The organism is Streptomyces sp. NPDC037100 (genome assembly GCF_055606225.1).
Genome location: NZ_JBVJSX010000002.1, coordinates 92,533 through 116,770 on the forward strand (window position 1 = coordinate 92,533; position 24,238 = coordinate 116,770).

A 24,238-nucleotide genomic window follows, 5' to 3' on the forward strand; every position below is an offset into this window, starting at 1 on the left:
TGTCTCCTAGGTTCGGGAGGGCGCCGGGTCGCTGACGCGGGGTGCGGGAGCGTGAACCGGAGCCGACGTACCAGTCTGCCAGGACTGGGGCCTACTCCCAAAACCGGGGGTTGTCGTCGTTTGTTCCCCGCGCGCCGCCCGTGGCTGATCGCGACCCGGGGCGGAGCCGCACATCGATACAGTCCCGTGCCCCTTACGGGGTGCGGAGCCGCACATCGATACTGCTCCGCGCGCCTTACGGGGCGCTCACGACACCCTTGGCCTCACCTGTCGCCGAACCCGACGTCGCCGACTTCGGGATCGGCTTGTCCTGCTCCAGGGCCTTCCAGATCTCGTCGGCCTTCTTCTCCTGGAGGAGGACGCGGTTGGGGTCGGCCGGGTCGTAGGCCACCGGCATCGTGACCATGTGCATGTGGGACGGGCTGATGCCCTTGAGGCCGTTCGCGAAGGACGCGAGCTTGTTGACCGAGCCGAGGTCGGAGTCCGCCGTCACCGTCTTGGTCGCGGTTTCCGCGAGGTCGAGCAGCTTCTTCGGGTTCGAGAAGACGCCGACGTCCTTGATCTGGTTGACCAGGGCCTTGATGAAGGCCTGCTGGAGCTGGATGCGGCCCAGGTCGGAGCCGTCGCCGACGCCGTGCCTCGTGCGGACCAGGCCCAGGGCCTGCTTGCCGTCGAGCGTGTGGGTGCCCGCCTTCAGCTTCAGATGGCTGTCGGGGTCGTCGATGCTCTTGGTCGTGGTGATCTCGACGCCGCCGAGGTCGTCGATGAGCCTCTGGAAGCCGGCGAAGTCGACCTCCAGGTAGTGGTCCATGCGCAGGTCGGTGATCGACTCGACGGTCTTCACGGCGCAGGCGGCCCCGCCGGTGGAGTACGCGGAGTTGAACATCACGCTGCGGGCGGCGGGGTACTCGTCGCCCTTGGTGTCCGTGCACGACGGGCGGTCGATCAGGGTGTCACGCGGGATGGAGACGACGCTGGCCTTCTTGTGCCCCTTGTAGATGTGCACGATCATCGCCGTGTCGGAGCGGGCGCTGCCGTCGTCGGAGCCGCCGCCGAGCTTCTTGTTGCCTCCGGCGCGGGTGTCGGAGCCGAGGACGAGGATGTTCTCCGAGCCGTTGTCTGCCTTCTCGGGCCGGTCCGTGCCGAGAGCCTGGTCGATGTCGACGCTCTTGAGGTTGCCGTTGAGCTTGAAGTAGAGATACCCGGCCCCGGCGCCACCCAGCACGACGATGCCCGCGGTGGTCCAGGCCGTGATCATCAAGCCCTTGCGGCGTCTCTGGGGCTTGCGTCGCCGGCCCTTGCCGCGGTGACGCACTCCACTGATGCCGTTACTTCCCGGTATGCCCGGATCCGGCGTGCTCTCGGCAGACATGTACTCCTCAGCTCTTCTACGGTCGCTTACCCCCTGCGGTCAGTGCCAGGCGTGGCCGAAAAGAACCTTCCCCGCACTATCGTCGCTCCACCTGGTCAGACGGAGAAACTCGGGAAAGGGTTGCACAACGGACTGTGCCCACCGCGTAGGACGGTGGGCACAGCGTGTGTTCGTCACAGCGGGATGAACCCCGCTCACCTGCAATTTCAGCCGAAGATGTCGTACTGCTTGAAATCGGTGCCGACGGACTTCCTTGTGGCGAAGATCTCGCTGGTCCCCTTGCCGGTGCCCGCGTACAGGTACAGCGTGCCGCCGGGGGTGCGGGCCAGGAAGTCGGCCTTGCCGTCGCCCGTGACGTCGCCCGGCGCGTCGAAGGCGTTGTAGCCGTCCCACGTGCGCACCTTGACCCGGGCCGAGAAGGCGCCCGAGCCGGCCTTGCCGGTGCCCTTGTAGAGATAGAGGTGGCTGCCGGACGAGCTGCGGGCGATCAGGTCGGTCTTGCCGTCCCCGTTGAAGTCGCCCTTGCCGCGCACGGAGTTGTACTGGTTCCAGCCGGAGCCGACCTTCACGCGGGTCGCGAAGGTGCCGTTGCCCTTGCCCGGGTAGATCCACAGGACGCCCGCCGAGTCGACCGAGAGCAGGTCGGGCAGGTAGTCGCCGGTGACGTCACCGGGGGTGATGATCCGGGTGCGGGTCTTCCAGTTGTCGGCGATCTGCTTGGTGCTCCAGGTGCCGCTGGAGATGACGTAGTGGGTCCAGAAGACGTCGCCGTCGCTGCTGCGCCGGTAGACCAGGTCCTGGTAGCCGTCGCGGTCGAGGTCGGTCTGCAGGACGACGTTCACGCCGTTCCAGTCGCCCCAGGACTCGCGGGCGGCGAAGGACGTGCCGTTGGAGTTCTTGGAGTAGCCGGTCTTGGTGGAGGCGTTGCGCACCCACAGGTCGGCCTTGTGGTCACCGCTGATGTTGGTGTCGTCGAGGCGCGGGTAGGCGGCGCCGACGTAGGAGCTGACCTTGGCGAAGACGCTGTAGGCGCCCTTCGCGACACAGTCGGTCACGCCCCAGGACACGACACCGACGATCCGGTTGTTGACGACCAGGGGGCCGCCGGAGTCGCCGTTGCACGCGGAGACGGTGTCCGCGTCGCTGCCGGTGGCGGGCTTGCCCGCGCAGACCATGTGGCCCTTGACGAAGTCCGCGCCGTACGCGCCGGAGCACGTCGTGTCGGACTGCATGGGCAGCGTGGCGGTCTTCAGCGTCTCGGAGATGTCGTCGCTGGTGGAGCTGGTACGGCCCCAGCCGTAGACCTTGGCACTGGTGCCGGCCGTGTACGACGCGGTGTCGCCGGAGGTCGTCATACGGATCGGGGTGGCCTTGACCGGGACGGGCAGGGTCAGCACCGCGATGTCGTTGTCGATGGTCGTCGCGCTGTACGACGGGTGGTTCCACTGCCGCCAGACGCCGGTGACGGTACCGCCGTGCAGGTCGGTGCCGTCGGCCGAGGGCAGCTGGGAGGTGCCGGTGACGACGGCGCCGTTGGCGTTCCAGTTGTAACCCTTGACGCAGTGCGCGGCGGTGAGGATCTTCGTCGGCGCGACGACGGCGCCGCCACAGAAGAAGCCGATGTCGTCGGTGGTGCCGGCGGTGCCCCGGTCGTCGTAATAGTGGAGCTGCGCCATCCACGGGGCCGTGCTGATGGTGGTCTCGTTGCCACCGATGATCTTGGGGTCGATGCTGCCGGTGCCGGTGCTCGCACTGAGCGAGGCCTTGCTCGTCTTGCCCGCGACGTCGTCACCGGCCATGGCGCCCTCGACGCGCTTCTCCAGCTCGGCGAGCGACGGCGAGCTGACGGCGGGCTTGACCGTCGGCTGCGGCAGCGGGGTGGCCGCGTCGGCGGACGTCGTCAGCAGCGCGCCGGCGACGGCGGCGGCGACACCGGCCGCGGCGACGGGCAGTCCGATGCGTATCCGGCGTCTGTGCCGACCGCCCCCGGGCATGGGTGTACCCACGAATGTCCCCCCTCGGGATCACAAGTTCGAAGAGAGCGTGATCCTACCCGCACCGGAACAGCACAGAGGGCCGCCCCCTTCGGGGAGCGGCCCTCTTGTGCAGTCCTTACCTGAGTCGACTCACCTCAGTCGCCGTTGCCGGGCGTCGGGGTGGTCTTCTGGATCTGCATCAGGAACTCGGCGTTCGACTTCGTCTGCTTCATCTTGTCGAGCAGCAGCTCGACCGCCTGCTGCTGGTCGAGGGCGTGCAGCACCCGGCGCAGCTTCCAGACGATGGCGAGCTCGTCGGGGGCAAGCAGGATCTCTTCCTTGCGGGTGCCGGACGCGTCGACGTCCACCGCCGGGAAGATGCGCTTGTCGGCAAGCTTCCGGTCGAGCTTCAGCTCGGCGTTGCCGGTGCCCTTGAACTCCTCGAAGATGACCTCGTCCATGCGGGACCCGGTGTCCACCAGGGCGGTGGCGAGGATCGTCAGCGATCCGCCGTCCTCGATGTTGCGGGCCGCACCGAAGAAGCGCTTCGGCGGGTACAGCGCCGTCGAGTCGACACCACCGGACAGGATGCGGCCCGAGGCCGGGGCGGCGAGGTTGTACGCACGGCCCAGGCGGGTGATCGAGTCGAGCAGCACGACCACGTCGTGACCCAGCTCCACCAGGCGCTTGGCGCGCTCGATGGCGAGCTCGGCGACGGTGGTGTGGTCCTCGGCCGGGCGGTCGAAGGTCGAGGAGATGACCTCGCCCTTCACCGACCGCTGCATGTCGGTGACCTCTTCCGGACGCTCGTCGACGAGGACGACCATCAGGTGGCACTCGGGGTTGTTGTGCGTGATCGCGTTGGCGATCGCCTGCATGATCATGGTCTTGCCGGTCTTCGGCGGGGCCACGATCAGACCACGCTGGCCCTTACCGATGGGCGAGACCAGGTCGATGATGCGGGTGGTGAGGACGCCCGGGTCCGTCTCCAGACGGAGGCGGTCCTGCGGGTACAGCGGCGTCAGCTTGTTGAACTCCGGGCGGCCGCGGCCGTGTTCGGGCGCCATGCCGTTGACGGAGTCGAGGCGCACCAGCGCGTTGAACTTCTCGCGCCGCTCGCCTTCCTTGGGCTGGCGCACGGCACCGGTGATGTGGTCGCCCTTGCGCAGGCCGTTCTTGCGGACCTGGGCCAGGGAGACGTACACGTCGTTCGGGCCGGGCAGGTAGCCGGAGGTGCGGATGAACGCGTAGTTGTCGAGGATGTCCAGGATGCCCGCGACCGGGATCAGGACGTCGTCCTCGGTGATCTGCGGCTCGGAGGCGATGTCGTCGCGGCCGCGGCGGCCACGGCGGTCGCGGTAGCGGCCGCGACGGCCACGCCGGCCACCCTCGAAGTCATCGTCATCCTGCTGCTGTCCCCGGTCCTGACGGCCGCCGCCCTGCTGGCTCTGCTGCTGGCCGCGCTGGCCGCCGCCCTGCTGGTCGTCGCCCTTGCCGCCGCGGCGGTCGCGGTCCCGGCCACCACGGTCACCGCGGTCACCGCGGTCCCCGCGGTCCCCGCGCTCACGGCGGTCGCGCCGACGGCCTTCGCCGCCGTCACCGGCGTCGGACTTGGCCTCGTTGTTCTGGGACTGCTGCTGCGACTGGGCCGGCGTCTCGGCCTTGGTGTCGTTCTTCGCCTCGGCGACGACGGTCTCCGCGGCGGAAGCCGGGGCTCCGGCCTCGGCGGTGGCCCGGCGGCGACGGCGCTCGGGCGCCTCGTCTCCCCCACGCTCGCCCGCGCTCGCGCGGGAGGGGCCGCCGGCCGGCTGGCCGGGGATCTCGATCTGCTGCTGGGCCACGGCCTTGTCGGCCTTGTCCGCGGGGGCCTGGGGGGCCTCCTTCGCGTCCGCCTTCTTGTCCGCCTTCTCGGCGTTGTCGCCCGTACGGGTCCGCGAGGTGGCGCGGCGCTTGGGCTTGGTCTCGGCGGGGGCGTCGGCCTTCGCGGCCGGAGCGGCGCCGCCGGACGCCTGCGCCTCCTTGATGACCTCGATCAGCTGGCTCTTGCGCATACGCGCGGTGCCCCTGATACCGAGGCCGGAGGCGACCTGCTGCAGCTCGGCCAGCACCATGCCCTCGAGGCCGGTACCGCGGCGCCGCCGGGAGCCGGCACCGCTGGCAGGCGCGGAGGCGTCCGTGGCGGGCGCGGCAGCGGTCTCCTCGACACGTGCGCCCATCAGATCGGTGGTGTCGCTCACGAAGGGTCCTTCCCTGGAGCGGACGTCGGCCTGTCTGGCTCGGCGACCGTTTGTGCTGTCCGACTTCGGTTCGTGTGGTGTGAACCGTGCCGGGGCGGTGGTCCGCCTAAGCGGCGGAGGAATCTGGTGATGGCGCTTCCTTGAGCCGTGGCACCCAGTGTCAGTGTCACGCGGCGTGGTCGCACCGGTTCCGGAGCGTGCCCTGCGCCCCGCTCAGTGTCCTTGTACGGCGTACGGTCCGACGTACGGAACACAGTGCGGCTTGGGGGGCTCCCGGAAGAATGTCTGTCCCGGACGGGGACACGAGGCACCTCGCCATGGTGGGGTCGGGTGCAGACTTGAGATTAACACTACCGGATCCAACAAACATTCCCCCTCTCGAAATCCGGTAACCGAGGCTTTTCAGATGTCACCGGATGTCGCGAGCGGCAGCACGCTCGCGCCCTGCTGATCGAGACGCAGCCGGTTCGCGGCCCACTCCGCGCCCGCCAGAGCCTCGACCTTGTCGGCGGTCTCCGCGTTGGCCAGCGCCATGACCGTGGGTCCGGCGCCGGAGATGACCGCGGGGATGCCGTCGCCCCGCAGCCGCTCCACCAGTGCCGCGCTCTCGGGCATGGCGGGGGCGCGGTACTCCTGGTGCAGGCGGTCCTCGGTGGCCGGCAGCAGCAGTTCGGGGCGGCGCGTCAGGGCCTCGACGAGCAGGGCCGCCCGGCCCGCGTTGGCGGCGGCATCGACGTGCGGAACGGTGCGCGGGAGCAGGCCGCGCGCCGTCTCCGTGAGCACCGGCTTCCCGGGGACGAAAACCACCGGAACGATGGAATCCGCGGGATCCATCCTGATCGCGCGCGCCGCGCCGCCCTCCATCCAGGACAACGTGAAGCCGCCCAGCAGGCACGCCGCGACGTTGTCGGGGTGGCCCTCGATCTCGGTGGCGAGCTCCAGCAGCGCGGTGTCGTCGAGCTTGGCGTCGGCCCCTATGGTCACGGCGCGGGCGGCGACGATGCCCGCGCAGATGGCGGCCGAGGAGGAGCCGAGGCCCCGGCCGTGCGGAATGCGGTTGGCGCAGACGATCTCCAGACCGCGCGGCTGTCCGCCGAGCAGGTCGAAGGCGGTGCGCAGGGAACGGACGAGCAGGTGCTTCTCGTCGCGCGGGAGCGTCTCGCTTCCCTCACCCGCGATGTCGATGTGCAGCCCGGAGTCGGCCACCCGGACGACCACGTCGTCGTACAAGCCCAGCGCGAGGCCGAGGGCGTCGAAGCCCGGACCGAGGTTGGCGCTGGTGGCGGGGACGCGCACCCGGACGGCGGCGGCGCGGAACGCTGGACCGGCCATCGCTCGATGACTCTCCTTGAGCTGCGGTGATTGTCGAATGACGTTCAGTGGACATTCGATGGCGTACGAGAACCCTGGAGGCCGCTGCCGACCGGGGTGGCCGGCCGCTGCCCGGCCGCGGAGACGGCGCGGCGCCGTGCTCATGCGGAGGCATATGCGGTGGGCGGGTTCGGTACAGCCTATCGAAGGAAGGTTCTGTGGCGACATAGGGCGCACAGGAGGCGCACGATGCGTGTCGTAAGCCCCCTATGCACCCCCCGTAGGGAACTCCCCCGGGCAAGCGCCGTCTTACGCCGGACCGTGTCGGGCGGTGCACCGGCGCTCGGTGCGACGCCGCAGGTCAGGCCAGGCCGAGGCGCTCCGCCGCGGCCGCCGAGTCGACGGGTACGGTGACCGGCTGCGGGGCACCGGCGACGGCCCAGTCGGGGTCCTTCAGCCCGTTGCCGGTGACGGTGCACACGATCCGCTGCCCCGGGTCGACCTTGCCCTGCTCGGCGGCCTTCAGCAGACCGGCGACGGACGCGGCGGACGCCGGCTCGACGAAGACGCCCTCCTGCGACGCCAACAGCCGGTAGGCGCGCAGGATCTCACGGTCCGTCACCTCGTCGATGAAACCGCCCGACTCGTCCCGCGCGGCAAGCGCGTACTGCCAGGAGGCCGGGTTGCCGATGCGGATGGCCGTGGCGATGGTCGAGGGGTCCTTGACGACCTCGCCGCGCACGATCGGGGCGCTGCCGGAGGCCTGGAAGCCCCACATCCGCGGGGTACGGGTCGCCACGCCGTCGGTGGCGTACTCCGTGTAGCCCTTCCAATAGGCCGTGATGTTGCCCGCGTTGCCGACGGGCAGGACGTGGATGTCGGGCGCGTCGCCGAGCATGTCCACGATCTCGAAGGCCGCCGTCTTCTGACCCTCGATACGTACCGGGTTGACCGAATTGACCAGCGCCACGGGGTAGTTGTCGCTCAGGCCGCGGGCGAGCGTGAGGCAGTCGTCGAAGTTGCCGTCGACCTGGAGGATCTTCGCGCCGTGCACGAGGGCCTGGCCCATCTTGCCGAGCGCGATCTTGCCCGTCGGCACGAGCACGGCGCAGACCATCCCGGCCCGCACGGCGTACGCGGCGGCGGAGGCCGACGTGTTGCCGGTGGAGGCGCAGATGACGGCCTTCGCGCCCTCCTCCTTGGCCCGGGTGATGGCCATGGTCATGCCGCGGTCCTTGAAGGACCCGGTCGGGTTCGCACCCTCGACCTTGAGGTGCACCTCGCAGCCCGTGCGCTCGGAGAGCACCTGCGCGGGCACGAGGGGCGTACCGCCCTCACGGAGCGTCACGACCGGCGTGCTGTCGGATACCGGCAGCCGGTCCCGGTACTCCTCGATGATTCCGCGCCACTGGTGGGTCATTGCTGGTTACTCTCCTTCAACCCGCATGATGCTGGCGACACCACGCACGGTGTCGAGCTTGCGCAACGCCTCGACGGTCCCGGTGAGGGCGGCGTCGGACGCGCGGTGCGTGACGACGACGAGGGAGGCCTCGCCGTCCTTCCCCGACTGGCGAACCGTATCGATCGAGACTCCGTGCTCGGCGAAGACGGTCGCGACCTGGGCGAGAACACCCGGTTTGTCAGCTACGTCGAGGCTGATGTGGTACCGCGTGACGACGTCGCCCATCGGGGACACCGGCAGCGCGGCATAGGCGGACTCGCCCGGTCCGGTCGCGCCGCCGATCCGGTTGCGGCACACGGCGACGAGGTCGCCGAGCACGGCGGAGGCGGTGGGGGAACCGCCCGCTCCGGGGCCGTAGAACATGAGCTGCCCGGCGGCGTCGGACTCGACGAACACGGCGTTGTAGGCGCCGCGGACGGAGGCCAAGGGGTGGCTCAGGGGGATCATGGCGGGGTGCACGCGCGCGGTGACGGACGCCCCGTCGCCGGCCCGCTCGCAGATGGCGAGCAGCTTGATGGTGCAGCCCATCTCCTTCGCGGAGGCGAAGTCGGCCGCGGTCACCTCGGTCATGCCCTCGCGGTAGACGTCGTCGAGGCGCACGCGCGTGTGGAAGGCGATGCCGGCGAGGATCGCGGCCTTGGCGGCGGCGTCGAAGCCCTCGACGTCGGCGGTCGGATCGGCCTCCGCGTACCCCAGGGCGGTGGCCTCGTCGAGGGCTTCCTGGTAGCCGGCGCCGGTGGAGTCCATCTTGTCGAGGATGAAGTTCGTCGTGCCGTTGACGATGCCCATCACCCGGTTGATCTTGTCGCCGGCGAGGGACTCGCGCAGCGGCCGGACCAGCGGGATGGCACCGGCGACGGCGGCCTCGTAGTAGAGGTCCTTGCCGTGCTGCTCGGCGACCGCGTGCAGGGCCGCCCCGTCCTGGGCGAGCAGCGCCTTGTTGGCGGAGACGACGGAGGCGCCGTGTTCGAAGGCGGTGGTGATGAGGGTCCGGGCGGGCTCGATGCCGCCGATGACCTCGACCACCACGTCGATGTCGCCGCGTTTGACGAGGGCGGTGGCGTCGGTGGTGACGAGCTCGGGGGCGATGCCCTCACGCACCCGGTCGGGCCGCCGAACGGCCACGCCCGCGAGTTCCACCGGGGCTCCGATACGGGCCGTGAGGTCGTCGGCGTGCGTCGTCATGATGCGCGCCACCTCTGAGCCGACCACTCCACAGCCCAGCAGCGCCACCTTCAGCGGACGCGTACGCATCATCCGACCTCGTTTCCTCTTTACCGTCTACGGTGGAACCAGTCTCACTCACCGGACGGGAGTTTCTGCCCCCGGTCCGGATCGTGAGATGTCTATTTCATTTTCGCGGAGGCGAAAGACAGGAGATCTTCCGCCGCCCCCGATGCCGGCCCTTTCCGACCAGCTGCCGGTCAGCTGCCGGTCAGCCGACGTCGAGACGCAGCAGGTCCTCCTCCGTCTCCCGGCGGACGATCACCCGCGCCTCACCGCCGTCGACGGCGACGACCGGCGGACGGAGCACGTGGTTGTAGTTGCTGGCCATCGACCGGCAGTAGGCGCCGGTGGCCGGTACCGCGACGAGGTCACCCGGTGCCAGGTCGGACGGCAGGAACGCGTCCTTGACCACGATGTCCCCGCTCTCGCAGTGCTTGCCGACGACGCGCGCGAGCATCGGCTCGGCGTCGGAGGTGCGCGACACCAGCGCGACGCTGTACTCCGCGTCGTACAGCGCGGTGCGGATGTTGTCCGACATCCCGCCGTCGACGGAGACGTAGGTGCGCAGCCCGTCGAGGGGCTTGACGGTGCCGACCTCGTAGAGCGTGAAGGCGGTCGGCCCGACGATGGCGCGCCCCGGCTCGACGGAGATACGCGGAGTGCGCAGCTTGGCGGCCTCGCACTCCCGCGTGACGATCTCGGTGAGCGCCTTCGCGATCTCGTGCGGCTCGCGCGGGTCGTCGTCACTCGTGTACGCGATACCGAGGCCGCCACCGAGGTCGATCTCGGGCAGCTCGACGCCGTGCTCGTCGCGGACGGACTTCAGGAGCGAGACGACCCGGTGGGCGGCGACCTCGAACCCGGACATGTCGAAGATCTGCGACCCGATGTGGCTGTGGATGCCGACGAGCTCGAGCCCGTCGAGCTGCAGGGCCCGGCGTACGGCCTCGGCGGCCTGCCCGCCGGCCAGCGGGATGCCGAACTTCTGGTCCTCGTGGGCCGTGGCGATGAACTCGTGGGTGTGGGCCTCGACGCCGACGGTGATGCGGATGAGGACCTTCTGCCGCTTTCCGAGGCTCTGCGCGATGTGGGCGACCCGGACGATCTCCTGGAAGGAGTCGAGGACGATGTGCCCGACGCCGGCCTCGATCGCCCGGGTGATCTCGTCGACGGACTTGTTGTTGCCGTGGAAGGCGATGCGCTCGGCGGGCATGCCGGCGGACAGGGCGGTGGCCAGCTCTCCGCCGGAGCAGACGTCGACGTTCAGCCCCTCCTCGTCGAGCCAGCGCACGACGGCGCGGGAGAGGAACGCCTTGCCGGCGTAGAAGACGTCGGCGTCGGCCCCGAAGGCGGTGCGCCAGGCACGCGCGCGGGCCCGGAAGTCGGCCTCGTCCAGGACGTAGGCGGGGGTGCCGAACTCCTCGGCGAGCCGGGTGACGGGAATGCCGCCGACGGTCACGACCCCGTCCGCGTCACGGGTCACGGTCTGGGCCCACACCTTGGGGTCCAGCGCGTTGAGGTCGGCGGGCGGGGCGGAGTAGTGCCCCTCGGGGAGGACATCGGCGTGACGGGGCCCGGCGGGGTGTGCGGAACGGCTCATGATCTGTTCGTGTCTCTCAGAGATGGTCGGGTGCGTCGATGCCGAGCAGGGACAGGCCGCCGGCCAGCACCGTCCCGGCGGCTTCGGCGAGCGCGAGCCGGGCACGGTGGGCGGCCGAGGGTTTCTCCTCACCGAGGGGCAGCACGGCGGGGAACAGGGGCATCGCGGCATCGGCGACGGTGACGAGGTGCCGGGCCAGGCGGTCGGGGGTGTGCTGCGTGGCGGTGGCGGCGACGACGCGGGGGTGATCGCCGAGTACGGCGGTCAGCGCTTCCGCTTCGCTCACGGGACCCGGCTCGGGGTGGAAGCCGAGGTCGGCGGCGTTGCGCAGGAGAGCCCGGGTGCGGGCGTGGGCGTACCGGACGCGGAAGAGGGGGTTGCTCTCCCGCTGGACGAGGTGGTCGCCGGGAATCTTGGGCCGGTCGTGGGCGGCGGGGTGCAGCAGGGCCCAGCGGGCGGCGTCCCGGCCGAGGGGCAGCGGGTCGGCGGGGGCGGGGACGGGCTGGACGGTGACGGACCGGTCGGGGATGACACGCGGCCCCGGAGTGGTGATGTCCGCCCCGAGGACGGACTCCCACTCCGGTGCGGTCCGGCCGGTGCACGAGACACGGACGATGTCCCCCTGGCTGCGCGCCAGACGGGCCACGACGTCCGTGACCACGACGGCACGCACCTCTGCCCGGCACCAGATCTTGAGGGCACTCCCGCTGAACCCGGTCGTCGCGTGGCCGTAGCGCCGCCCGCGCCGCAGGATCTCGTCGACCAGGTCGCCGGAGGCGGTGCTGTGCAGGCTGACGTTGAGGAAGCCGGGCCCGGTGACCACGACGTCGGCGAACCGCTGCTCGGCGAGGAGCCGCGCCCGCAGGACCTCGGCCACGTCACGCGGCGGCCGCCCTGCCGTGCGGGCCAGCTGGAGGGCGATGTTGGTGGCGTAGTCGCCACAGCCCCCGGGGCCCGGCGGGGCGACCACGGCCCGCTCCGGCACGGTCACGCTGAGCTCACCCTCGTCGACGGCGCGACGCACGGCGTGCAGCACGGTGCGGGAGAGCTCGGCGGGGGTCACGGAACAAGCGTATGGGAGGAAGGGGGTGGGTATGCGAGCCGGTTTCCCTACGGTCCGGGATGTGGACGCCGCCCGGTGTTCGAGACCTGCGCCGGCACCAGGTTCGAGACCTGCGCTGGCACCACGTTCGAGCCCTGTGGCGGTACCAGGTTCGAGACCTGCGCTGGCACCACGTTCAAGAGCTGCGCCGGCACCACCCGCCTACGGTACGGCGGGAAGATCCACTTCTTTCCCCTGGTCCCTCACCGGTTCCTTCGCTTGGGCACCACCGCCGTCGGTGTCGGGGCCACCACCGCGCTGCCGGCCCCCGCCCCGGGCTCGCTCCATCAACTGGCGCACCATGCGGACCAGTTCGGCGGGCTCGAAGGGTTTGGCGAGGAATGCGTCGACGCCCACTTCGAGTCCGGCCTCGATCTCGTGGTGGCCGCAGGCGCTGACGATGGCGAGGGGCGTGTCCCGGGTCCGCGGGTCGGCCCGGAGGCGAGCGGCGGTCCGCAGCCCGTCCAGCCGGGGCATGACGACATCGAGGGTCACGACATCGGGCCGCACCTGATGCACGACATCAAGACACTCGGCACCATCGGCCGCGGTCACGACCTCCAGCCCCTCCAGCTCGAGGTTGACCCTGATCAACTGCCGGATGACCTTGTTGTCGTCCACAACAAGCACCCGCCCCGACGCGCCTGGCACAACTCGAGAGTAGGTCGACCCCGGCCATCGCGTCCGGGTTTTCCCCACTTCCACCCCGCACGAGCGACCCGCATCCCCGCCCCCGGCAGCGGAAACCCGTTCATGACCACACCAGGAGAGCTGGTAGTGTTCTACCCGTCGCCGCGAGCAACGCGACGAACACGCCCCCGTAGCTCAGGGGATAGAGCAACGGCCTCCGGAGCCGTGTGCGCAGGTTCGAATCCTGCCGGGGGCACCTTGTATCAGGTGCCCAAAGACCCCGCCATCAGCGCTTTCGCTGGGACGGGGTCTTCGTGTGTGTGCAGGCGTGTGCCGGTCGGAGCAGCTGTATGCCGAGGGCTGTGGACGGACTATCCGTGGACTGGCTACAGGGTAAGAATTCGCAGGTCAGGCTCGGAAAACGCCGAGGCCCCGGATCGTGGTCCAGGGGCCGTCATGCCGCAGGTACGCGTGTCGGAGGGGTGCCGCCCGTCCTCGGCGGTGTCGAACTCCTCGATGCGGACGAGGCGAGGCGGGATCGGGACGATGCGCGTTTCGTTCGCGGGGCGATTCTTGAGGCCGCGGTTGTCGTGAACCTCCCCGGTTCCGGTCCAGCGCTTCCCCGCCGTCGGGCGTCTTCTCCAGGATCAGCGAGCCCCACCCGGTCTCCGGCAGCGTGCAGTCAGGACGCCGCAGCGCCACAGCTTCCGCCGGCCGAAGCCCACCGAAGTACATGCAGGCGAAGAGCGCGACCATGCGCCGCCCACCGGCTCTGCGGTAGCCGCCGACGTAAGAGACTGCGGCCAGGAGTTCGCATGCCTACTTAGGGTTCACCACGACCGGCGGTCGACTTCCTTGGTCATCTTCGGCGGCTTCCACTTCACGAGCGTGACCGGGTTCTCCGGAAGCTCCCCCAGTTCGACCGCATAGGCCAGGGCATTGAAGAGGACCGCACGCTTGCGCCGTACCGTCTCGGCGGCCGCTGGAGCGCCCGAGGCTTGGACGACGAAAGCCCTTGCCCCGCAGCGCCCGGCGCAAGACGTCGTCAGCCGGACGCCCAGGCCGATCACCCAGCAGCTGAGTCGTGACGAGCGTCATCGTCTCGTTCAAGCTGTCGCGTGAGGTCGGAGCCGCGTGCGGCCACTTCATGGCGACGTACGCCCGTGCGAAGTCGTACCAGGTGCGAGACGCCTTGGCGGGTGCCATGGAGTCCGGCAGACCGGTTTCCGTGTCGAATGCCTCCCCCTTCTGGGCAGCCCGAAGAAGCTTGGCTCGGAAGTTGTCGGCGAGTGCCTTCGTCCGGAAGGTCTCGGAGAAGGGCGGGGCATCGCCGACCTTCCATCGCACGTCGTACGACGGCGTCTTGTACGGCCGCTTGCGGATGCCCCACGCCCTCACGTCATGTGACTTCACGCCGCCTCCGCGAGCCCGTGGAGCCACGCGTTGAAGTCGCTGCGCCAAACGCGGAGCTCACCGTTCGGAAGCTTGATCGCTTCCGGAGCCTGTCCCAGCTCGCGCCAGCGATAGAAGGTTCGGCGGGACAGTCCGCCGAGCTCGGCCAGGATCTGCCGGGACAGTCATCAGTTCATCCCGTCGGCGGTCCATGTCGTGTCTCCTTCCGTTCCAGGGGCGGGTTCGAGAGATGCGGCCAGCCAGGCTTCGGCGTCGGACAGGCCGGTACCGGCGAAGACCCAGTGGGCGAGGACGTACGTCGTCTCGAGCTCGGGACCGGTGGCTGCTGCGGCTTGGGCGCGGCGCCATTCGGCGCGGGCGTCGCTGAGGGCTCCGAGGGTGGTGGAGTAGCGGCGATTGCGCGGCGCACTCGCCTGAGTCGAACGGCCTGAACGGACCGCCCACCAGGCGACCCCGATACCAACGCGAGAGCTCCTCGGACACGGACGGCTTGTCGCACGTGTCGGCGTGCACGCGAAGGTGCTCAGGCGCGTACACCAGCCATGCTGGGTTACGGGTGGACCTGCCACCGCAGGTCTGCCTCAGCGAAAGCCAGTTCGGTGTCGTACTGGCTCCCGTCAAAGTGAAATTCGGGCGGCGGGGCTGCCGGGGCGTACGGAACCTGCCAGTCCGACCACTGCACGATGTCCCCGAGCCGCTGCACGACCGCCGAGAGGAAACCGCAGCAACCGCCAGTGCACTCGGGTTCTCCCAGCTCCACGCGCCGTGCCTCGCTGGTCGCCTGCAGGGGGCTGGGGCGGCCGGTGGGCAGTGCATCAGCTGTGAACGGCCCGCGGCCCCCCTTGCCGACTGCACCTTCGACCACGTCCTCGCCGTTGACCCAGAACCGCAACTGAGCAGCGAACCGAGGGCCCGGCGGCAGCACCCTGATCTGCAACTGATCGAATATCAGGCCACCTTACGGTGAGTGTCGACGTCGGCACGCACCCAACCGATGCCACCGAGCCGAGCATGTTCGCGTGGACCCGGCTGAGCGCTTCGCCGAGTACGCCAACAGGACCTCGCTACGACACTCCCGAGGGTCTATTCACCCCTCACCAACAGCCGTCCGTACCAACATGGTCTTCATGCCGTTGGCCCCCACCAAGGCATCGATCTCCCAGCCTGCGCATGCGACTTCACGCCCCGCACAGAGAAGCCGAACACGGCCACCGTCAACCATCAGCTGGGACCGAAGTGTCAAGCATCTACCGGGACCGGACACAGCCCGCACCACAGACTGAGTTACAACTTTCTCTACTGGTTCAGGGCGGCTCGCTCCGCTCACCGCGCGCGGCCCGGCCCCCGGCCGGGCCTGCCCTCCAGTCTCCGCACCGCTCCAGCCCGGCCGGCGCCCGTGCCGCGCTCACGGCAGTCAGTCGCCTGATGCCAGAGAAGGAGGTGCGTCGTGGCTGGGGCGGTCGGCTCCACGGCTCTGGACCTCCTCTCATTTGGTGAGTCTGCGGTGGCAGATGAGGGTCATGAAAGGCTGGGAGCATGTTGGGCGGACCGTCTGAGAACCCAGACCTCTGGGCATTCCTGGAATCACTACCCCGCGGCGAGTTCCTTTCCGGCACCGTCACAGCGATCGAACGGTTCGGTGTGTTCGTTGCGCTGGACGACGGCCCCGACCATCCGGTCTTCCCCGGCGTCGGATTCATCTCCTGCGCTGAACTGTCTTGGCGACATTTCGACGCAGCCTCCGACGTCGTGCAGGTCGGGCAGCGCGTCTCATGCGAGTTCCTCCAGTTCGACACGTGGAACCTCGAGGCCAGACTGTCCTTGAAAGCCACACAGCCGGACCCCTTTCAGGCATTCGCCGACACCATCGCGGTGGGGCAGAAACTGCCTGGCCAGGTCACCAAGCTGATCCCGTTCGGCGTCTTCGTCCAGGTCGCCGACGGAATCGAGGGACTGGTCCACCTGCGCGAGCTCGCCTGGACACCCGTCAAGACTCCATCAGATGTCGTCCAGGTCGGCGACCAGATCACGGTGGTCGTCACCGAGATCGACCGAGAGCGACGCAGGCTGGCCCTCTCCCGACGACAAGGCGCATCCGCCGGCGGGTGATGCGCTGTGTTCCTGCGACAGTTCCTTTGCGCGACTGTCCCTGAACGTCTGCTCAGTCAAAGGAAGGCACACTCTCCAGGCCGGTGAACCTTTGCGGTCACAGCACTGAAGACCCTGCCATCAGCGCTTTCGCTGGGACGGGGCTCCACACCGCGCTTGCAGTCGATGCCGACCAGGGCGACCGGCCGTAGGGCGAGTTCACCCGCCGGGACAAGCTTCGGCAGGAACGACTCGATGCCAGTTCCGCCTACGCAGGCGCCTTGGTCAACTACCGCCGCTGCCTTGGTCATCTCTGCTTCTGCGAGCACGAACAGCCGCCACCCCAGACGGTCGGCCAGTTGTGGCACGCGGATCTCAACCATGACGACCCGCTACTCACTGCGGAGCCGTCCGAGTCGGCGCATCGCGGACACGACAGCCAGACCGAGAGTGATCCAGAGGAACCAGCCGGTATGTCCACGGCGCGCAATCCATCCCTCTCGGTAGGCCACCAGTACAGCCGTGCTGCACCAACTGTCGGCCAGGCGCGTTGATCCGCCATCAAACTGCTTCTGTCAGCCCAGGACGCACGGATAGGGTGCCGCTGGATGTCGCGCCGTCGTGAAACGGTGGTGCCGCGTGACACGGGGGTACGGATGAGAATGCGGTCAGGCTGGATAGCGCTTGCCGTCGCAGTGTCGACAGCCGCGGTGGGGTGCGGAAGGGGAGAGACACCCGTCCTCTCATCCGCGGAGCTGCAGGGTCGGTGGTGGTCATGGGTGTCCGCCGGACCTGACGAATCCGATCCCGTCGCGGACCAGGACGGAAGCTCATGTGCTCGGTCCCAGCCGGACGACGTGTGGTTCCTTGCCGGCACGTACGGGGGATCTGTCCGACGAGCCTGCACCATTCCTCACAGCCGGCCTGTCGCCTTCCCCCTCGTGAACAGGGTTGGCACTCCTCAGGAATGCTCGGACTTCATGGCGAGTGCTGCCGGGTCGGCTGCCCTCGACGGCAAGCGGCTGGATGCGGAGACCTATCAGGGGGAGCCGATTCAGATCGGCCGCTTCGCAGACGGTCGGGTCATCGGCGGGGACAGTGGAATCAATACCACTGGATGCGGAGTGTGGGTCCAGTTGCCGCCGCTGGAGCCGGGCGCACACGTTCTGAAAATTCGCGGTAGGTCTGGCGGCTTCCGCGTCAGCGTCGACTATGCGCTGACGGTCGATGCAGGGCAGGGCTAGTACGGGCTCCATACATCGCCCGCCTCACGCATGAAGCGTCGCCGCGAAGATGTCGAGGATGCCGGAGATCATCAGCATGACGGCCGCGAACACGGTCACGCCGGTCGCCCATTCCCGCAGGGACGTACCGGAGCTCCCCGGGTGCGTGGCGGTCATGCCGCTACCTCGGGCCCGAGCCGCCGGGTGAAGGGTGGCCACCTGCCAGGACCAGTTCCTTCGCCCTGCGGAACTCCTCGTCCGTGATGTCGCCGCGGGCGCGGATCTCGGACAGCCTGGCGAGCTCGTCGACGCTGCCGGACCGGCTGTCGCCGCCCTTCGCGGTCTCCCGGACGTAGCTCTCGAACGCCTCCTGCTGGGCCCGCGCCTGGGCGACTTCGCGGTGACCCATGTCCTTGCCGCGGGCGATCACGTAGATGAACACGCCGAGGAACGGCAGGACGCAGACGAACACCAGCCAGCCTGCCTTGGCCCAGCCGCCCAGGGAGTCGTCGCGGAAGATGTCGACGACGATCCGGAAGAGCAGGACGAACCACAAGATCCACAGGAAGACCCAGAACACGGTCCAGAAGGCGCTCAGCAGCGGAAAGTCGTAGGCCAGGTACGTCTGCGCGGTCATGTCCGTCCTCCATCCCGGGTGCGGCCGGCACGAGGTGGCCCCGGCCGGGGACGCCTGCCGTTCTCAGCGTGCCCACGGCAAGACGGGGCGGGCTTCACCCGGGGAGGGTGAGCTACAGGCAGCCCTGATTGCCCGTTGATTGCCCACTTTCGCCCCATTCGCACCATTGCTCTACGGTGGAGAGAACGACGCTGCTCACCCCTCTCACCGATCATCGAGGTGACGGTCATGACGGAGACCACTCAGCGCAGTAACCCAGCGGTCAGGCAGGACGGGGCGCCATCACAGGGCGGCAAGGCTGCTCCCGGCACCCGCGGGAGCACCGCCATCGCGGACCCGGTCGTCGCGAAGATCGCGGGCATGGCGGCCCGGGAGATACCCGAGGTGCACACCCTCGGCGGAGGCATGACCAGGGCCTTCGGAGCCGTGCGTCAGCGGGTGCCGGGCGGGGGCGGCGGGGTCACCCAGGGGGTGAAGGTCGAGGTGGGCGAGCGCCAGGCCGCCGTCGATCTCGAGGTGGTCGTCGAATACGGCGCCGCCATCACCGACACCGCCGCTGACATACGGACCAACGTCGTCAACGCGGTGGAGCGGATGACCGGCCTGGAGGTCGTGGAGGTCAACATCGCCGTCGGCGACGTCCATCTGCCGGACGAGGAAGAGGACGAGTCCGAGCAGCAGGAGGGCAGGCGGGTGGCCTGACCCGCCGGGTCCGCCTCAGTAGATCTCCGGGCTCAGTCGTCTCCGGACTCAGCAGTCCCCGGGCTCAGTCGTCTCCGGACTCAGTAGTCCCCGGGCTCAGTAGATCTCCGGGCTCAGTAGATCTCCGGGGCCGGACCGCACGTGCACGCGGGCGTGCTCCCCGTGGCCGCAGTGGACGATACGGTCGCCGAGGCCGATGGCGTCGGCCTCGGCGACGAACGCGGACAGCGGCGAGCGCATCAGCGTGTAGTCCCCGTAGTCCCCGTAGTCCCCGTAGTCCCCGTAGTGCACGGGTAGCACGAGCCGGGGGCCGAGGCGGCGGACGAGTTCGGCGCCTTGGGCGCCGTCCATCGTGACCACGAAGCCGCCGGGAAGGCGGGTGCCTCCCAGGAGGAGGACGGCGAGGTCAGCGGCTCCCAGCACAGGGGACCAGTCGGCATGAGGTCCCAGGCCGTGCGCCCGAGTACCGAGCGCGCGGAGCGTCAGGCCGTGCGTCAGGCCGTGCGCTTGCGGGACGCCGACTTCTTGGCCGTCGTCTTCTTCGCGGTGCTCTTCGACGCCGCCTTCTTCGTCGTCCCCTGCCCCTGGTCCGACTTGGCCGTCGACTTCTTCGCCGCCGTGGTCTTCTTGGCCGCCGTCTTCTTCGCGGTGGACGTCGACTTCTTGCCGCCGGTCTGCTTGGGGGCCGCCCGGGCCGTCTTGCGCTGCGGGAGCGACTTCACCTCGGCGTGCTCGGCCTCCTCGCCGCGGGACTCGCGGGCGGCGCGGACGCTGCTCTCCAGGGCCGCCATGAGGTCCAAGACCTTGCCGCCCGTGGCCGGTTCCGGGGCCTGGGGCGGGGCCTCGCCGGCGGCCTTCGCGGCGATGACCTCCTCCACGGCCTCCCGGTACTCGTCGTGCAGGTCCTCCAGGTCGACCTCGCCCAGGGTGTCCATCAGCGCGTCCGCCAGGTCCAGTTCCTGCTCACGGACGGTGACGTGGGAGTCGGGGGCCAGGCCCTCGGGGGCGCGGACCTCGTCCGGCCACAGCAGACCGTGCATGGCGATGGCCTCGCCGACGACCCTGAGCATGCCCAGACGCTCACGTCCCCGCAGGGCGAACTTCGCGATGGCCACCTTGTTGCTGCGCTTCAGCGCCTCCCTCAGCAGGGTGTACGGCTTCGCCGCCGGGGCGCCGCCGGCCTGGAGGTAGTACGCGGCGTCCATCTGGAGCGGGTCGATCCGGTCGGCCGGGACGAAGGCGACGATCTCGATCGTCTTGGCCGTCGGGAGGGGCAGGCTCGACAGGTCCTCCTCGGTGATCGGGATGATCGTGCCGTCCGCGTCCTCGTACCCCTTGCCGATCTCCCCCTGGGTGACCTCCCGGTCCTCCAGTTCGCAGAATTTGCGGTACCGGATGCGGCCGCCGTCCTCGGTGTGGATCTGGCGGAAGGAGATCGAGTGGCTCTCGGTGGCGTTCACCAGCTTGATCGGAATGCTGACCAGGCCGAACGAGATGGCGCCGTTCCAGATGGATCTCACGTGCAGCACCCTTCCGGTCACGCTCGGGAGCGTTCGTCATGGTTTGCGTGGGATTCTTATCGTATGGCGCCTATCACGCTGGTGGAGGGGCGACGGCTCGCTCTCAGCAATCTGGAGAAGGTGCTGTATCCCGCCACCGGCTTCACCAAGGGCGAGGTGCTGCACTACTACGCGACCGTCGCCGAGGTCCTGCTGCCCCATCTGCGTGATCGGGCGGTGTCCTTCCTGCGCTATCCGGACGGGCCGGACGGGCAGGTGTTCTTCACCAAGAACGTGCCGCCGGGTACGCCCGAGTGGGTCACCACCGCCGAGGTGCCACGGGTCGAGGGACCTTCGCGGATGGTGCTGGTGCAGGATCTGCCGAGCCTGATGTGGTCGGCGAACCTCGTGACCGAGTTCCACACCCATCAGTGGCTCGTCGATACGCCCGACGAGGCGGACCGCATCGTGTTCGACCTCGATCCCGGGGCGCCTGCGAGCATCGTCCAGTGCTGCGAGGTCGCGCTGTGGCTGCGGGAACGGCTCGCGGAGGACGGCTTCCAGGCCTACGGCAAGACCTCCGGCTCCAAGGGGCTGCATCTGCTCGCCGCCGTGCGCGGGGCGTCTTCCGAGCGGGTGTCCGAGTACGCCAAGGCGCTCGCCGTCGAGGCCGAGAAGGCCATGCCGCGGCTCGCGCTCCACCGGATGACCAGGAGCCTGCGCCCGGGGAAGGTCTTCGTCGACTGGAGCCAGAACGCCGCCCGCAAGACCACGGCCACCCCCTACACCCTCCGGGCCCGCCCGGAACCGACCGTCTCGGCGCCGGTGACCTGGGAGGAGATCGAGGAGTGCCGCACGCCGGGCCGGCTGGACTTCCACGCGGTGGACATCGCCCCGAGGATCCAGGACTACGGCGACCTGCTGGCCCCCCTGCTGGACGCGGACGGGGCCGGGACCCTGCCGTAGCGGTACACGGGCCGCTCACGTCGCCGATCACACCCCGGCCTGGGCCGGGCCCGGCCCAGGCCGACCCGATACGCCGCCGCCCCCTGCCCGTGCGGCCGCCGCGCGAACACTCGCCCCTGGCCCCGACCGGCCCGGCCACTGGCCCCGGGCCGGCCCGACCAACCGCCTACGCCACCGAACCCGGCCCTCGCCCGTCCGCCGCCACCCCCGGCTCTCGCCCGTCCGCCGCCACCCCCGGCTCTCGCCCGTCCGGCGGCGCCCCGCGAACACCCCCGCCACCGATCCCCCGCTCCCTCACACCCGCGCCCACGTGTTCCGGTCGCGGGCCATCGCGTGCAGGGCCTCCACGTCCGCCGGTTTCAGGACGGCGCCCTGTCGCGACAGGCCTTCCACCTCCGCCGACGTCAGGACGTGGACCTCGCGGGGGGCGGCCGGGATCGACAGCGCCGCCGGGTCCACCAGGACGAGTGCCGGGTGGACCTCCGCCGTCAGGGCGTGGGAGGCGCGGTCGGCGTCGGCGCGCAGGCGGTGGAGGAGGGGGTGGGGGTCGCGGCGGCCCAGGGTGATCATGGGGTCGGCGATCCGGACGCGCTGCTTGCGCGCGTGGAGGGTGTGGACGGCGTAGAGGCCGCCGGGGCCGATCAGCAGGTGGTGGATGCGGTCGCCGCCCGAGAGCGGCACGGAGTGCAGGGTGTGCCAGCCCGCGCCGTCGAGACGGTCCAGGGCGTCGCCGACCGTCTGCTCGGCCGCCAGGGCCCTGCGGCGCGGGTCGGGGCGCAGCCGGTGCGTGGGGCCGGGGTCGCGGTCGAGGGCGACGATGAGGGCTTCGCCGGGGCGGTTGGGAGCCAGGTCGTCGTCGGGGTGGAGGGTCAGGCGGGCCAGCTCGGCGGGGGTCGGCACCGGCGGCGGCCCCACCGTCACGGGGCCGGTGATGAAGGGCCGGAGGGCCCTCAGGACGTCGTCCTCGCGGTCCTCGCCGAGCAGGTTCACCCGGGCGGCCTCACGGTCGTACCAGGCGATGTTCCTGCCGTCCGGGAGGCAGACGTGGAGCCGCTCCCGGCCGTGCCGCCAGATCGGTATGACGCGCAGTCCGTTCATGCACCATCACCCCATTCCATGGGAACAGGCGGGGTGCTGCGGCGGCAAGAACCTGGTTACCTTGGAGAGGAGTTGAGCCTGCCCGCGGACCCTCGGGCGGTCATGGTGGGGAGGCGCCGTTGCGTACCCGCAGTAAACCCGACGTGCCCGCTCCGGAGAGTCCGTGGAGCGAGGTCGTCCCCGGGCTCTGGATGGGCGGGCACGAGTACACGGGGACCTTGGGACACCTGGAGTTCGCCGTCGTACGGGACGAGTTCGATCTCGTGCAGACGCTGCTGCGGCTGCCGGGGCACGGGCCCGATCCGGGCGTCCGGCACCATGTGTGGCCCATCCCCGACGGGCCACTGGACGGGACGCAGCTCGCCGGGGTGATCCGGCTGGCCGAGGCCGCGTGCGAGGCGATGGACGAGGGACGCAGGGTCCTGGTCCGCTGCTACCACGGGTACAACCGCTCCGGGCTCGTCGTCGCGCACGCTCTGATGCGCCAGGGCAGCTCCGCCGAGGCGGCGATCCGGCTGATCCGGGCCCGCCGCTCGCCCTGGGCGCTGCACAACGACCTGTTCGTCGAATACCTGCGGGCCGGGCTCGCCACGGCCCGGCTGCTGGAGGAGCTCACCGAGTAGCCCGACGCCCGTACGGCCGCACGCACACGGCCACCCTCTCGCGCAAATGGGACTTCCGCGCGAATAAGGTGTACGCGGCCGACGGTCGCGCCTGCCGTCCGCCCACCCTCTGTCGACCCTCTGTCCACCGCGTCGTCCGCCATGTGTCCGCCGTGTGCTCACCCACGAACCGCCAGGAGTGCAGTGCCCCTCCGCCGCCCCGGGCAGATCGCCCGCCGCCTCGCCGTCGTCGCCCTGCTGCTGGCCGCCGCCGTGGGGTGCGGGGACGCCGGCGGTCTCGAGGGAGCGGGGTCGACCCCCACCGCACAGGGGCCGGCCCGCCTGTGGCCGGAGCTGACCCCGGCGTCCAGCCCGGCGTTCGAGATCGGCGAGGTGAACACCGAGGTGGTCAAGGGGGTGAAGGTGCCCGGCGACGACATCCGCCGGGTCGATCCCGTCCGGATCGTCCGGGCCGAGATCGCCGGGAGCCCGGGCGACTACGCCGGCGCCAAGGCGCCCTACCGCGACACCGGGCGGGCGATGGCCGACTGCGCGAAGGGTCCGGGGCGCGGAAAGTGCCCGGTGCTCCGGCCGTACTACCGGGATCTGACCGGTGACGGGCGCGACGACCTGACGCTGGGGTTCCCGCTGCTGCCCGGCAAGACGACGGCGGTCCGCGTCTACACCGTCGAGAAGCACCGGCTGGTGCAGGTGATGGCGTGGGAGGACGCGCTGAGCGGTGTCGAGCTGGCCGGGCGCTCCCTGGTGATCCGCTCGCCGTCGGAGGTCGCGGGCTACGAGTACCGTCTGCAATGGACCTGGGACCGGGACCAGCGGGCCATGCTGCTCACCCACGACGAGATGCTGCGCACCGGCCCGCACCAGCGCTCCCGACGCCCGTCGGACTCCCGCACCGGTCCCCCGTCGGCCTCGCAGCCCGCTCCTCTGTCCGCTCCCCTCTCCGCCTCGCAGTCCGCTCCCCTGTCCGCCTCGCAGTCCGCTCCCCTGTCCGCCTCGCAGTCCGCTCCCCTCTCCGCCTCGCAGTCCGCTCCCCTCTCCGCCTCGCAGTCCGCTCCCCTCTCCGCCTCGCAGT

At 70.0% G+C, this 24,238-nt stretch carries 21 protein-coding genes, 1 tRNA gene and 4 pseudogenes; 7 read left to right on the forward strand and 19 right to left on the reverse strand.

The features are described 5' to 3' along the window. Positions 1–235 precede the first annotated feature (235 nt). The 9 genes from ACZ7EG_RS05515 to ACZ7EG_RS05555 all read right to left on the reverse strand — a co-directional run bounded on the left by ACZ7EG_RS05515 (position 236) and on the right by ACZ7EG_RS05555 (position 12,986). The gene (locus tag ACZ7EG_RS05515) at positions 236–1,372 is read right to left on the reverse strand and encodes an LCP family protein (protein ID WP_471072720.1); all 1,137 of its coding nucleotides are present in this window, start codon (positions 1,370–1,372) and stop codon (positions 236–238) included. Between the two features lie 206 nt (positions 1,373–1,578). After that, positions 1,579–3,366 (reverse strand): trypsin-like serine protease, encoded by a 1,788-nt coding sequence (locus ACZ7EG_RS05520; protein ID WP_471074817.1) that lies wholly within the window; start codon positions 3,364–3,366, stop codon positions 1,579–1,581. Between the two features lie 137 nt (positions 3,367–3,503). Beyond that, a complete protein-coding gene (rho, locus tag ACZ7EG_RS05525) occupies positions 3,504–5,585 on the reverse strand; it encodes a transcription termination factor Rho (RefSeq protein WP_471072723.1) in 2,082 nt (693 codons plus the stop codon). A gap of 402 nt (positions 5,586–5,987) precedes the next feature. Further along, a complete protein-coding gene (thrB, locus tag ACZ7EG_RS05530) occupies positions 5,988–6,917 on the reverse strand; it encodes a homoserine kinase (RefSeq protein ID WP_471072726.1) in 930 nt (309 codons plus the stop codon). A 340-nt stretch (positions 6,918–7,257) separates the two neighbouring features. After that, positions 7,258–8,316 carry a threonine synthase gene (gene thrC / locus ACZ7EG_RS05535; RefSeq protein WP_471072729.1) on the reverse strand — a complete coding sequence of 353 codons (1,059 nt, stop codon included), beginning with the start codon at positions 8,314–8,316 and terminating at the stop codon, positions 7,258–7,260. A 6-nt stretch (positions 8,317–8,322) separates the two neighbouring features. Further along, positions 8,323–9,615, reverse strand: coding sequence for a homoserine dehydrogenase (locus ACZ7EG_RS05540; protein ID WP_471072732.1), 1,293 nt, complete (start codon positions 9,613–9,615; stop codon positions 8,323–8,325). 178 nt (positions 9,616–9,793) lie between these two features. After that, a complete protein-coding gene (gene lysA, locus ACZ7EG_RS05545; protein ID WP_471072735.1) occupies positions 9,794–11,185 on the reverse strand; it encodes a diaminopimelate decarboxylase in 1,392 nt (463 codons plus the stop codon). A 16-nt stretch (positions 11,186–11,201) separates the two neighbouring features. After that, on the reverse strand, positions 11,202–12,248 hold the full coding sequence (gene nrtL / locus ACZ7EG_RS05550) for an ArgS-related anticodon-binding protein NrtL (protein ID WP_471072738.1): 1,047 nt from the start codon (positions 12,246–12,248) through the stop codon (positions 11,202–11,204). 201 nt (positions 12,249–12,449) lie between these two features. Continuing rightward, positions 12,450–12,986 carry a response regulator gene (locus ACZ7EG_RS05555; protein ID WP_471072741.1) on the reverse strand — a complete coding sequence of 179 codons (537 nt, stop codon included), beginning with the start codon at positions 12,984–12,986 and terminating at the stop codon, positions 12,450–12,452. A gap of 115 nt (positions 12,987–13,101) precedes the next feature. Here ACZ7EG_RS05555 and ACZ7EG_RS05560 point away from each other — a divergent pair. Continuing rightward, positions 13,102–13,173 (forward strand) — tRNA-Arg (locus ACZ7EG_RS05560). A gap of 229 nt (positions 13,174–13,402) precedes the next feature. On the opposite strand, the pseudogene ACZ7EG_RS05565 reads toward ACZ7EG_RS05560, so the two are convergent. The 4 genes and pseudogenes from ACZ7EG_RS05565 to ACZ7EG_RS05580 all read right to left on the reverse strand — a co-directional run. Beyond that, positions 13,403–14,330, reverse strand: a pseudogene (locus ACZ7EG_RS05565) (tyrosine-type recombinase/integrase); the annotation flags it as partial. Then, positions 14,327–14,522 (reverse strand): annotated as a pseudogene (locus tag ACZ7EG_RS05570) (helix-turn-helix transcriptional regulator). The pseudogenes ACZ7EG_RS05570 and ACZ7EG_RS05565, both read right to left, overlap by 4 nt. Further along, positions 14,498–14,731: pseudogene (locus ACZ7EG_RS05575) on the reverse strand (replication initiator); the annotation flags it as partial. The pseudogenes ACZ7EG_RS05575 and ACZ7EG_RS05570, both read right to left, overlap by 25 nt. 149 nt (positions 14,732–14,880) lie before the next feature. Beyond that, the gene (locus tag ACZ7EG_RS05580) at positions 14,881–15,267 is read right to left on the reverse strand and encodes a hypothetical protein (RefSeq protein ID WP_471072744.1); all 387 of its coding nucleotides are present in this window, start codon (positions 15,265–15,267) and stop codon (positions 14,881–14,883) included. Between the two features lie 599 nt (positions 15,268–15,866). Between ACZ7EG_RS05580 and ACZ7EG_RS05585 the strand changes: the two genes are divergently transcribed. Further along, positions 15,867–16,439, forward strand: a complete 573-nt coding sequence (locus tag ACZ7EG_RS05585; RefSeq protein WP_471072747.1) for a S1 RNA-binding domain-containing protein — start codon at positions 15,867–15,869, stop codon at positions 16,437–16,439. A gap of 56 nt (positions 16,440–16,495) precedes the next feature. On the opposite strand, the gene ACZ7EG_RS05590 is transcribed toward ACZ7EG_RS05585, so the two are convergent. Then, a complete protein-coding gene (locus tag ACZ7EG_RS05590; RefSeq protein ID WP_471072750.1) occupies positions 16,496–16,801 on the reverse strand; it encodes a hypothetical protein in 306 nt (101 codons plus the stop codon). Between the two features lie 597 nt (positions 16,802–17,398). On the opposite strand from ACZ7EG_RS05590, the gene ACZ7EG_RS05595 reads away from it, so the two are divergent. After that, positions 17,399–17,662: a hypothetical protein gene (locus ACZ7EG_RS05595; RefSeq protein WP_471072753.1), complete on the forward strand. Its 264-nt coding sequence runs from the start codon at positions 17,399–17,401 to the stop codon at positions 17,660–17,662. 24 nt (positions 17,663–17,686) lie between these two features. On the opposite strand, the gene ACZ7EG_RS05600 is transcribed toward ACZ7EG_RS05595, so the two are convergent. After that, positions 17,687–17,818, reverse strand: a complete 132-nt coding sequence (locus ACZ7EG_RS05600) for a hypothetical protein (protein ID WP_471072756.1) — start codon at positions 17,816–17,818, stop codon at positions 17,687–17,689. A gap of 4 nt (positions 17,819–17,822) precedes the next feature. Beyond that, a complete protein-coding gene (locus ACZ7EG_RS05605; RefSeq protein ID WP_471072759.1) occupies positions 17,823–18,278 on the reverse strand; it encodes an SHOCT domain-containing protein in 456 nt (151 codons plus the stop codon). Positions 18,279–18,506: 228 nt separating this feature from the next. Between ACZ7EG_RS05605 and ACZ7EG_RS05610 the strand changes: the two genes are divergently transcribed. Beyond that, positions 18,507–18,980, forward strand: coding sequence for an Asp23/Gls24 family envelope stress response protein (locus tag ACZ7EG_RS05610; protein WP_471072762.1), 474 nt, complete (start codon positions 18,507–18,509; stop codon positions 18,978–18,980). Positions 18,981–19,076: 96 nt separating this feature from the next. Here the strand turns inward: ACZ7EG_RS05610 and ACZ7EG_RS05615 are convergent, their stop codons facing one another. Together ACZ7EG_RS05615 and ku are read right to left on the reverse strand one after the other, a co-directional pair. Then, complete coding sequence (locus ACZ7EG_RS05615) at positions 19,077–19,403, reverse strand: hypothetical protein (RefSeq protein ID WP_471072765.1); 327 nt, start codon at positions 19,401–19,403, stop codon at positions 19,077–19,079. A gap of 71 nt (positions 19,404–19,474) precedes the next feature. Next, the gene (ku, locus tag ACZ7EG_RS05620; RefSeq protein WP_471072768.1) at positions 19,475–20,500 is read right to left on the reverse strand and encodes a non-homologous end joining protein Ku; all 1,026 of its coding nucleotides are present in this window, start codon (positions 20,498–20,500) and stop codon (positions 19,475–19,477) included. 63 nt (positions 20,501–20,563) lie between these two features. Between ku and ligD the strand changes: the two genes are divergently transcribed. Continuing rightward, complete coding sequence (gene ligD, locus ACZ7EG_RS05625; RefSeq protein WP_471072771.1) at positions 20,564–21,445, forward strand: non-homologous end-joining DNA ligase; 882 nt, start codon at positions 20,564–20,566, stop codon at positions 21,443–21,445. Between the two features lie 294 nt (positions 21,446–21,739). Here ligD and ACZ7EG_RS05630 read toward each other — a convergent pair whose 3' ends face one another. Then, positions 21,740–22,543 carry a nuclease-related domain-containing protein gene (locus tag ACZ7EG_RS05630; RefSeq protein ID WP_471072774.1) on the reverse strand — a complete coding sequence of 268 codons (804 nt, stop codon included), beginning with the start codon at positions 22,541–22,543 and terminating at the stop codon, positions 21,740–21,742. A 119-nt stretch (positions 22,544–22,662) separates the two neighbouring features. Here ACZ7EG_RS05630 and ACZ7EG_RS05635 point away from each other — a divergent pair, with 119 nt between their 5' ends. Both ACZ7EG_RS05635 and ACZ7EG_RS05640 read left to right on the forward strand, forming a co-directional pair. Beyond that, entirely contained in the window at positions 22,663–23,166 is a 504-nt protein-coding gene (locus tag ACZ7EG_RS05635; RefSeq protein WP_471072777.1) for a protein-tyrosine phosphatase family protein, read from the forward strand. A 141-nt stretch (positions 23,167–23,307) separates the two neighbouring features. Beyond that, positions 23,308–24,099 (forward strand): annotated as a pseudogene (locus tag ACZ7EG_RS05640) (hypothetical protein); the annotation flags it as partial. Between the last annotated feature and the right edge of the window lie 139 nt (positions 24,100–24,238).

Bases quoted from the DNA above. Each gene is read 5' to 3' on its own strand.
- ACZ7EG_RS05515 (WP_471072720.1), bottom strand. From the start codon at position 1,372: ATGTCTGCCGAGAGCACGCCGGATCCGGGCATACCGGGAAGTAACGGC.
- ACZ7EG_RS05520 (WP_471074817.1), bottom strand. From the start codon at position 3,366: ATGCCCGGGGGCGGTCGGCACAGACGCCGGATACGCATCGGACTGCCC.
- thrB (WP_471072726.1), bottom strand. From the start codon at position 6,917: ATGGCCGGTCCAGCGTTCCGCGCCGCCGCCGTCCGGGTGCGCGTCCCC.
- thrC (WP_471072729.1), bottom strand. From the start codon at position 8,316: ATGACCCACCAGTGGCGCGGAATCATCGAGGAGTACCGGGACCGGCTG.
- ACZ7EG_RS05540 (WP_471072732.1), bottom strand. From the start codon at position 9,615: ATGATGCGTACGCGTCCGCTGAAGGTGGCGCTGCTGGGCTGTGGAGTG.
- lysA (WP_471072735.1), bottom strand. From the start codon at position 11,185: ATGAGCCGTTCCGCACACCCCGCCGGGCCCCGTCACGCCGATGTCCTC.
- ACZ7EG_RS05585 (WP_471072747.1), top strand. From the start codon at position 15,867: ATGTTGGGCGGACCGTCTGAGAACCCAGACCTCTGGGCATTCCTGGAA.
- ACZ7EG_RS05590 (WP_471072750.1), bottom strand. From the start codon at position 16,801: ATGGTTGAGATCCGCGTGCCACAACTGGCCGACCGTCTGGGGTGGCGG.
- ACZ7EG_RS05595 (WP_471072753.1), top strand. From the start codon at position 17,399: ATGGCGAGTGCTGCCGGGTCGGCTGCCCTCGACGGCAAGCGGCTGGAT.
- ACZ7EG_RS05600 (WP_471072756.1), bottom strand. From the start codon at position 17,818: ATGACCGCCACGCACCCGGGGAGCTCCGGTACGTCCCTGCGGGAATGG.
- ACZ7EG_RS05605 (WP_471072759.1), bottom strand. From the start codon at position 18,278: ATGACCGCGCAGACGTACCTGGCCTACGACTTTCCGCTGCTGAGCGCC.
- ACZ7EG_RS05610 (WP_471072762.1), top strand. From the start codon at position 18,507: ATGACGGAGACCACTCAGCGCAGTAACCCAGCGGTCAGGCAGGACGGG.
- ligD (WP_471072771.1), top strand. From the start codon at position 20,564: ATGGCGCCTATCACGCTGGTGGAGGGGCGACGGCTCGCTCTCAGCAAT.
- ACZ7EG_RS05630 (WP_471072774.1), bottom strand. From the start codon at position 22,543: ATGAACGGACTGCGCGTCATACCGATCTGGCGGCACGGCCGGGAGCGG.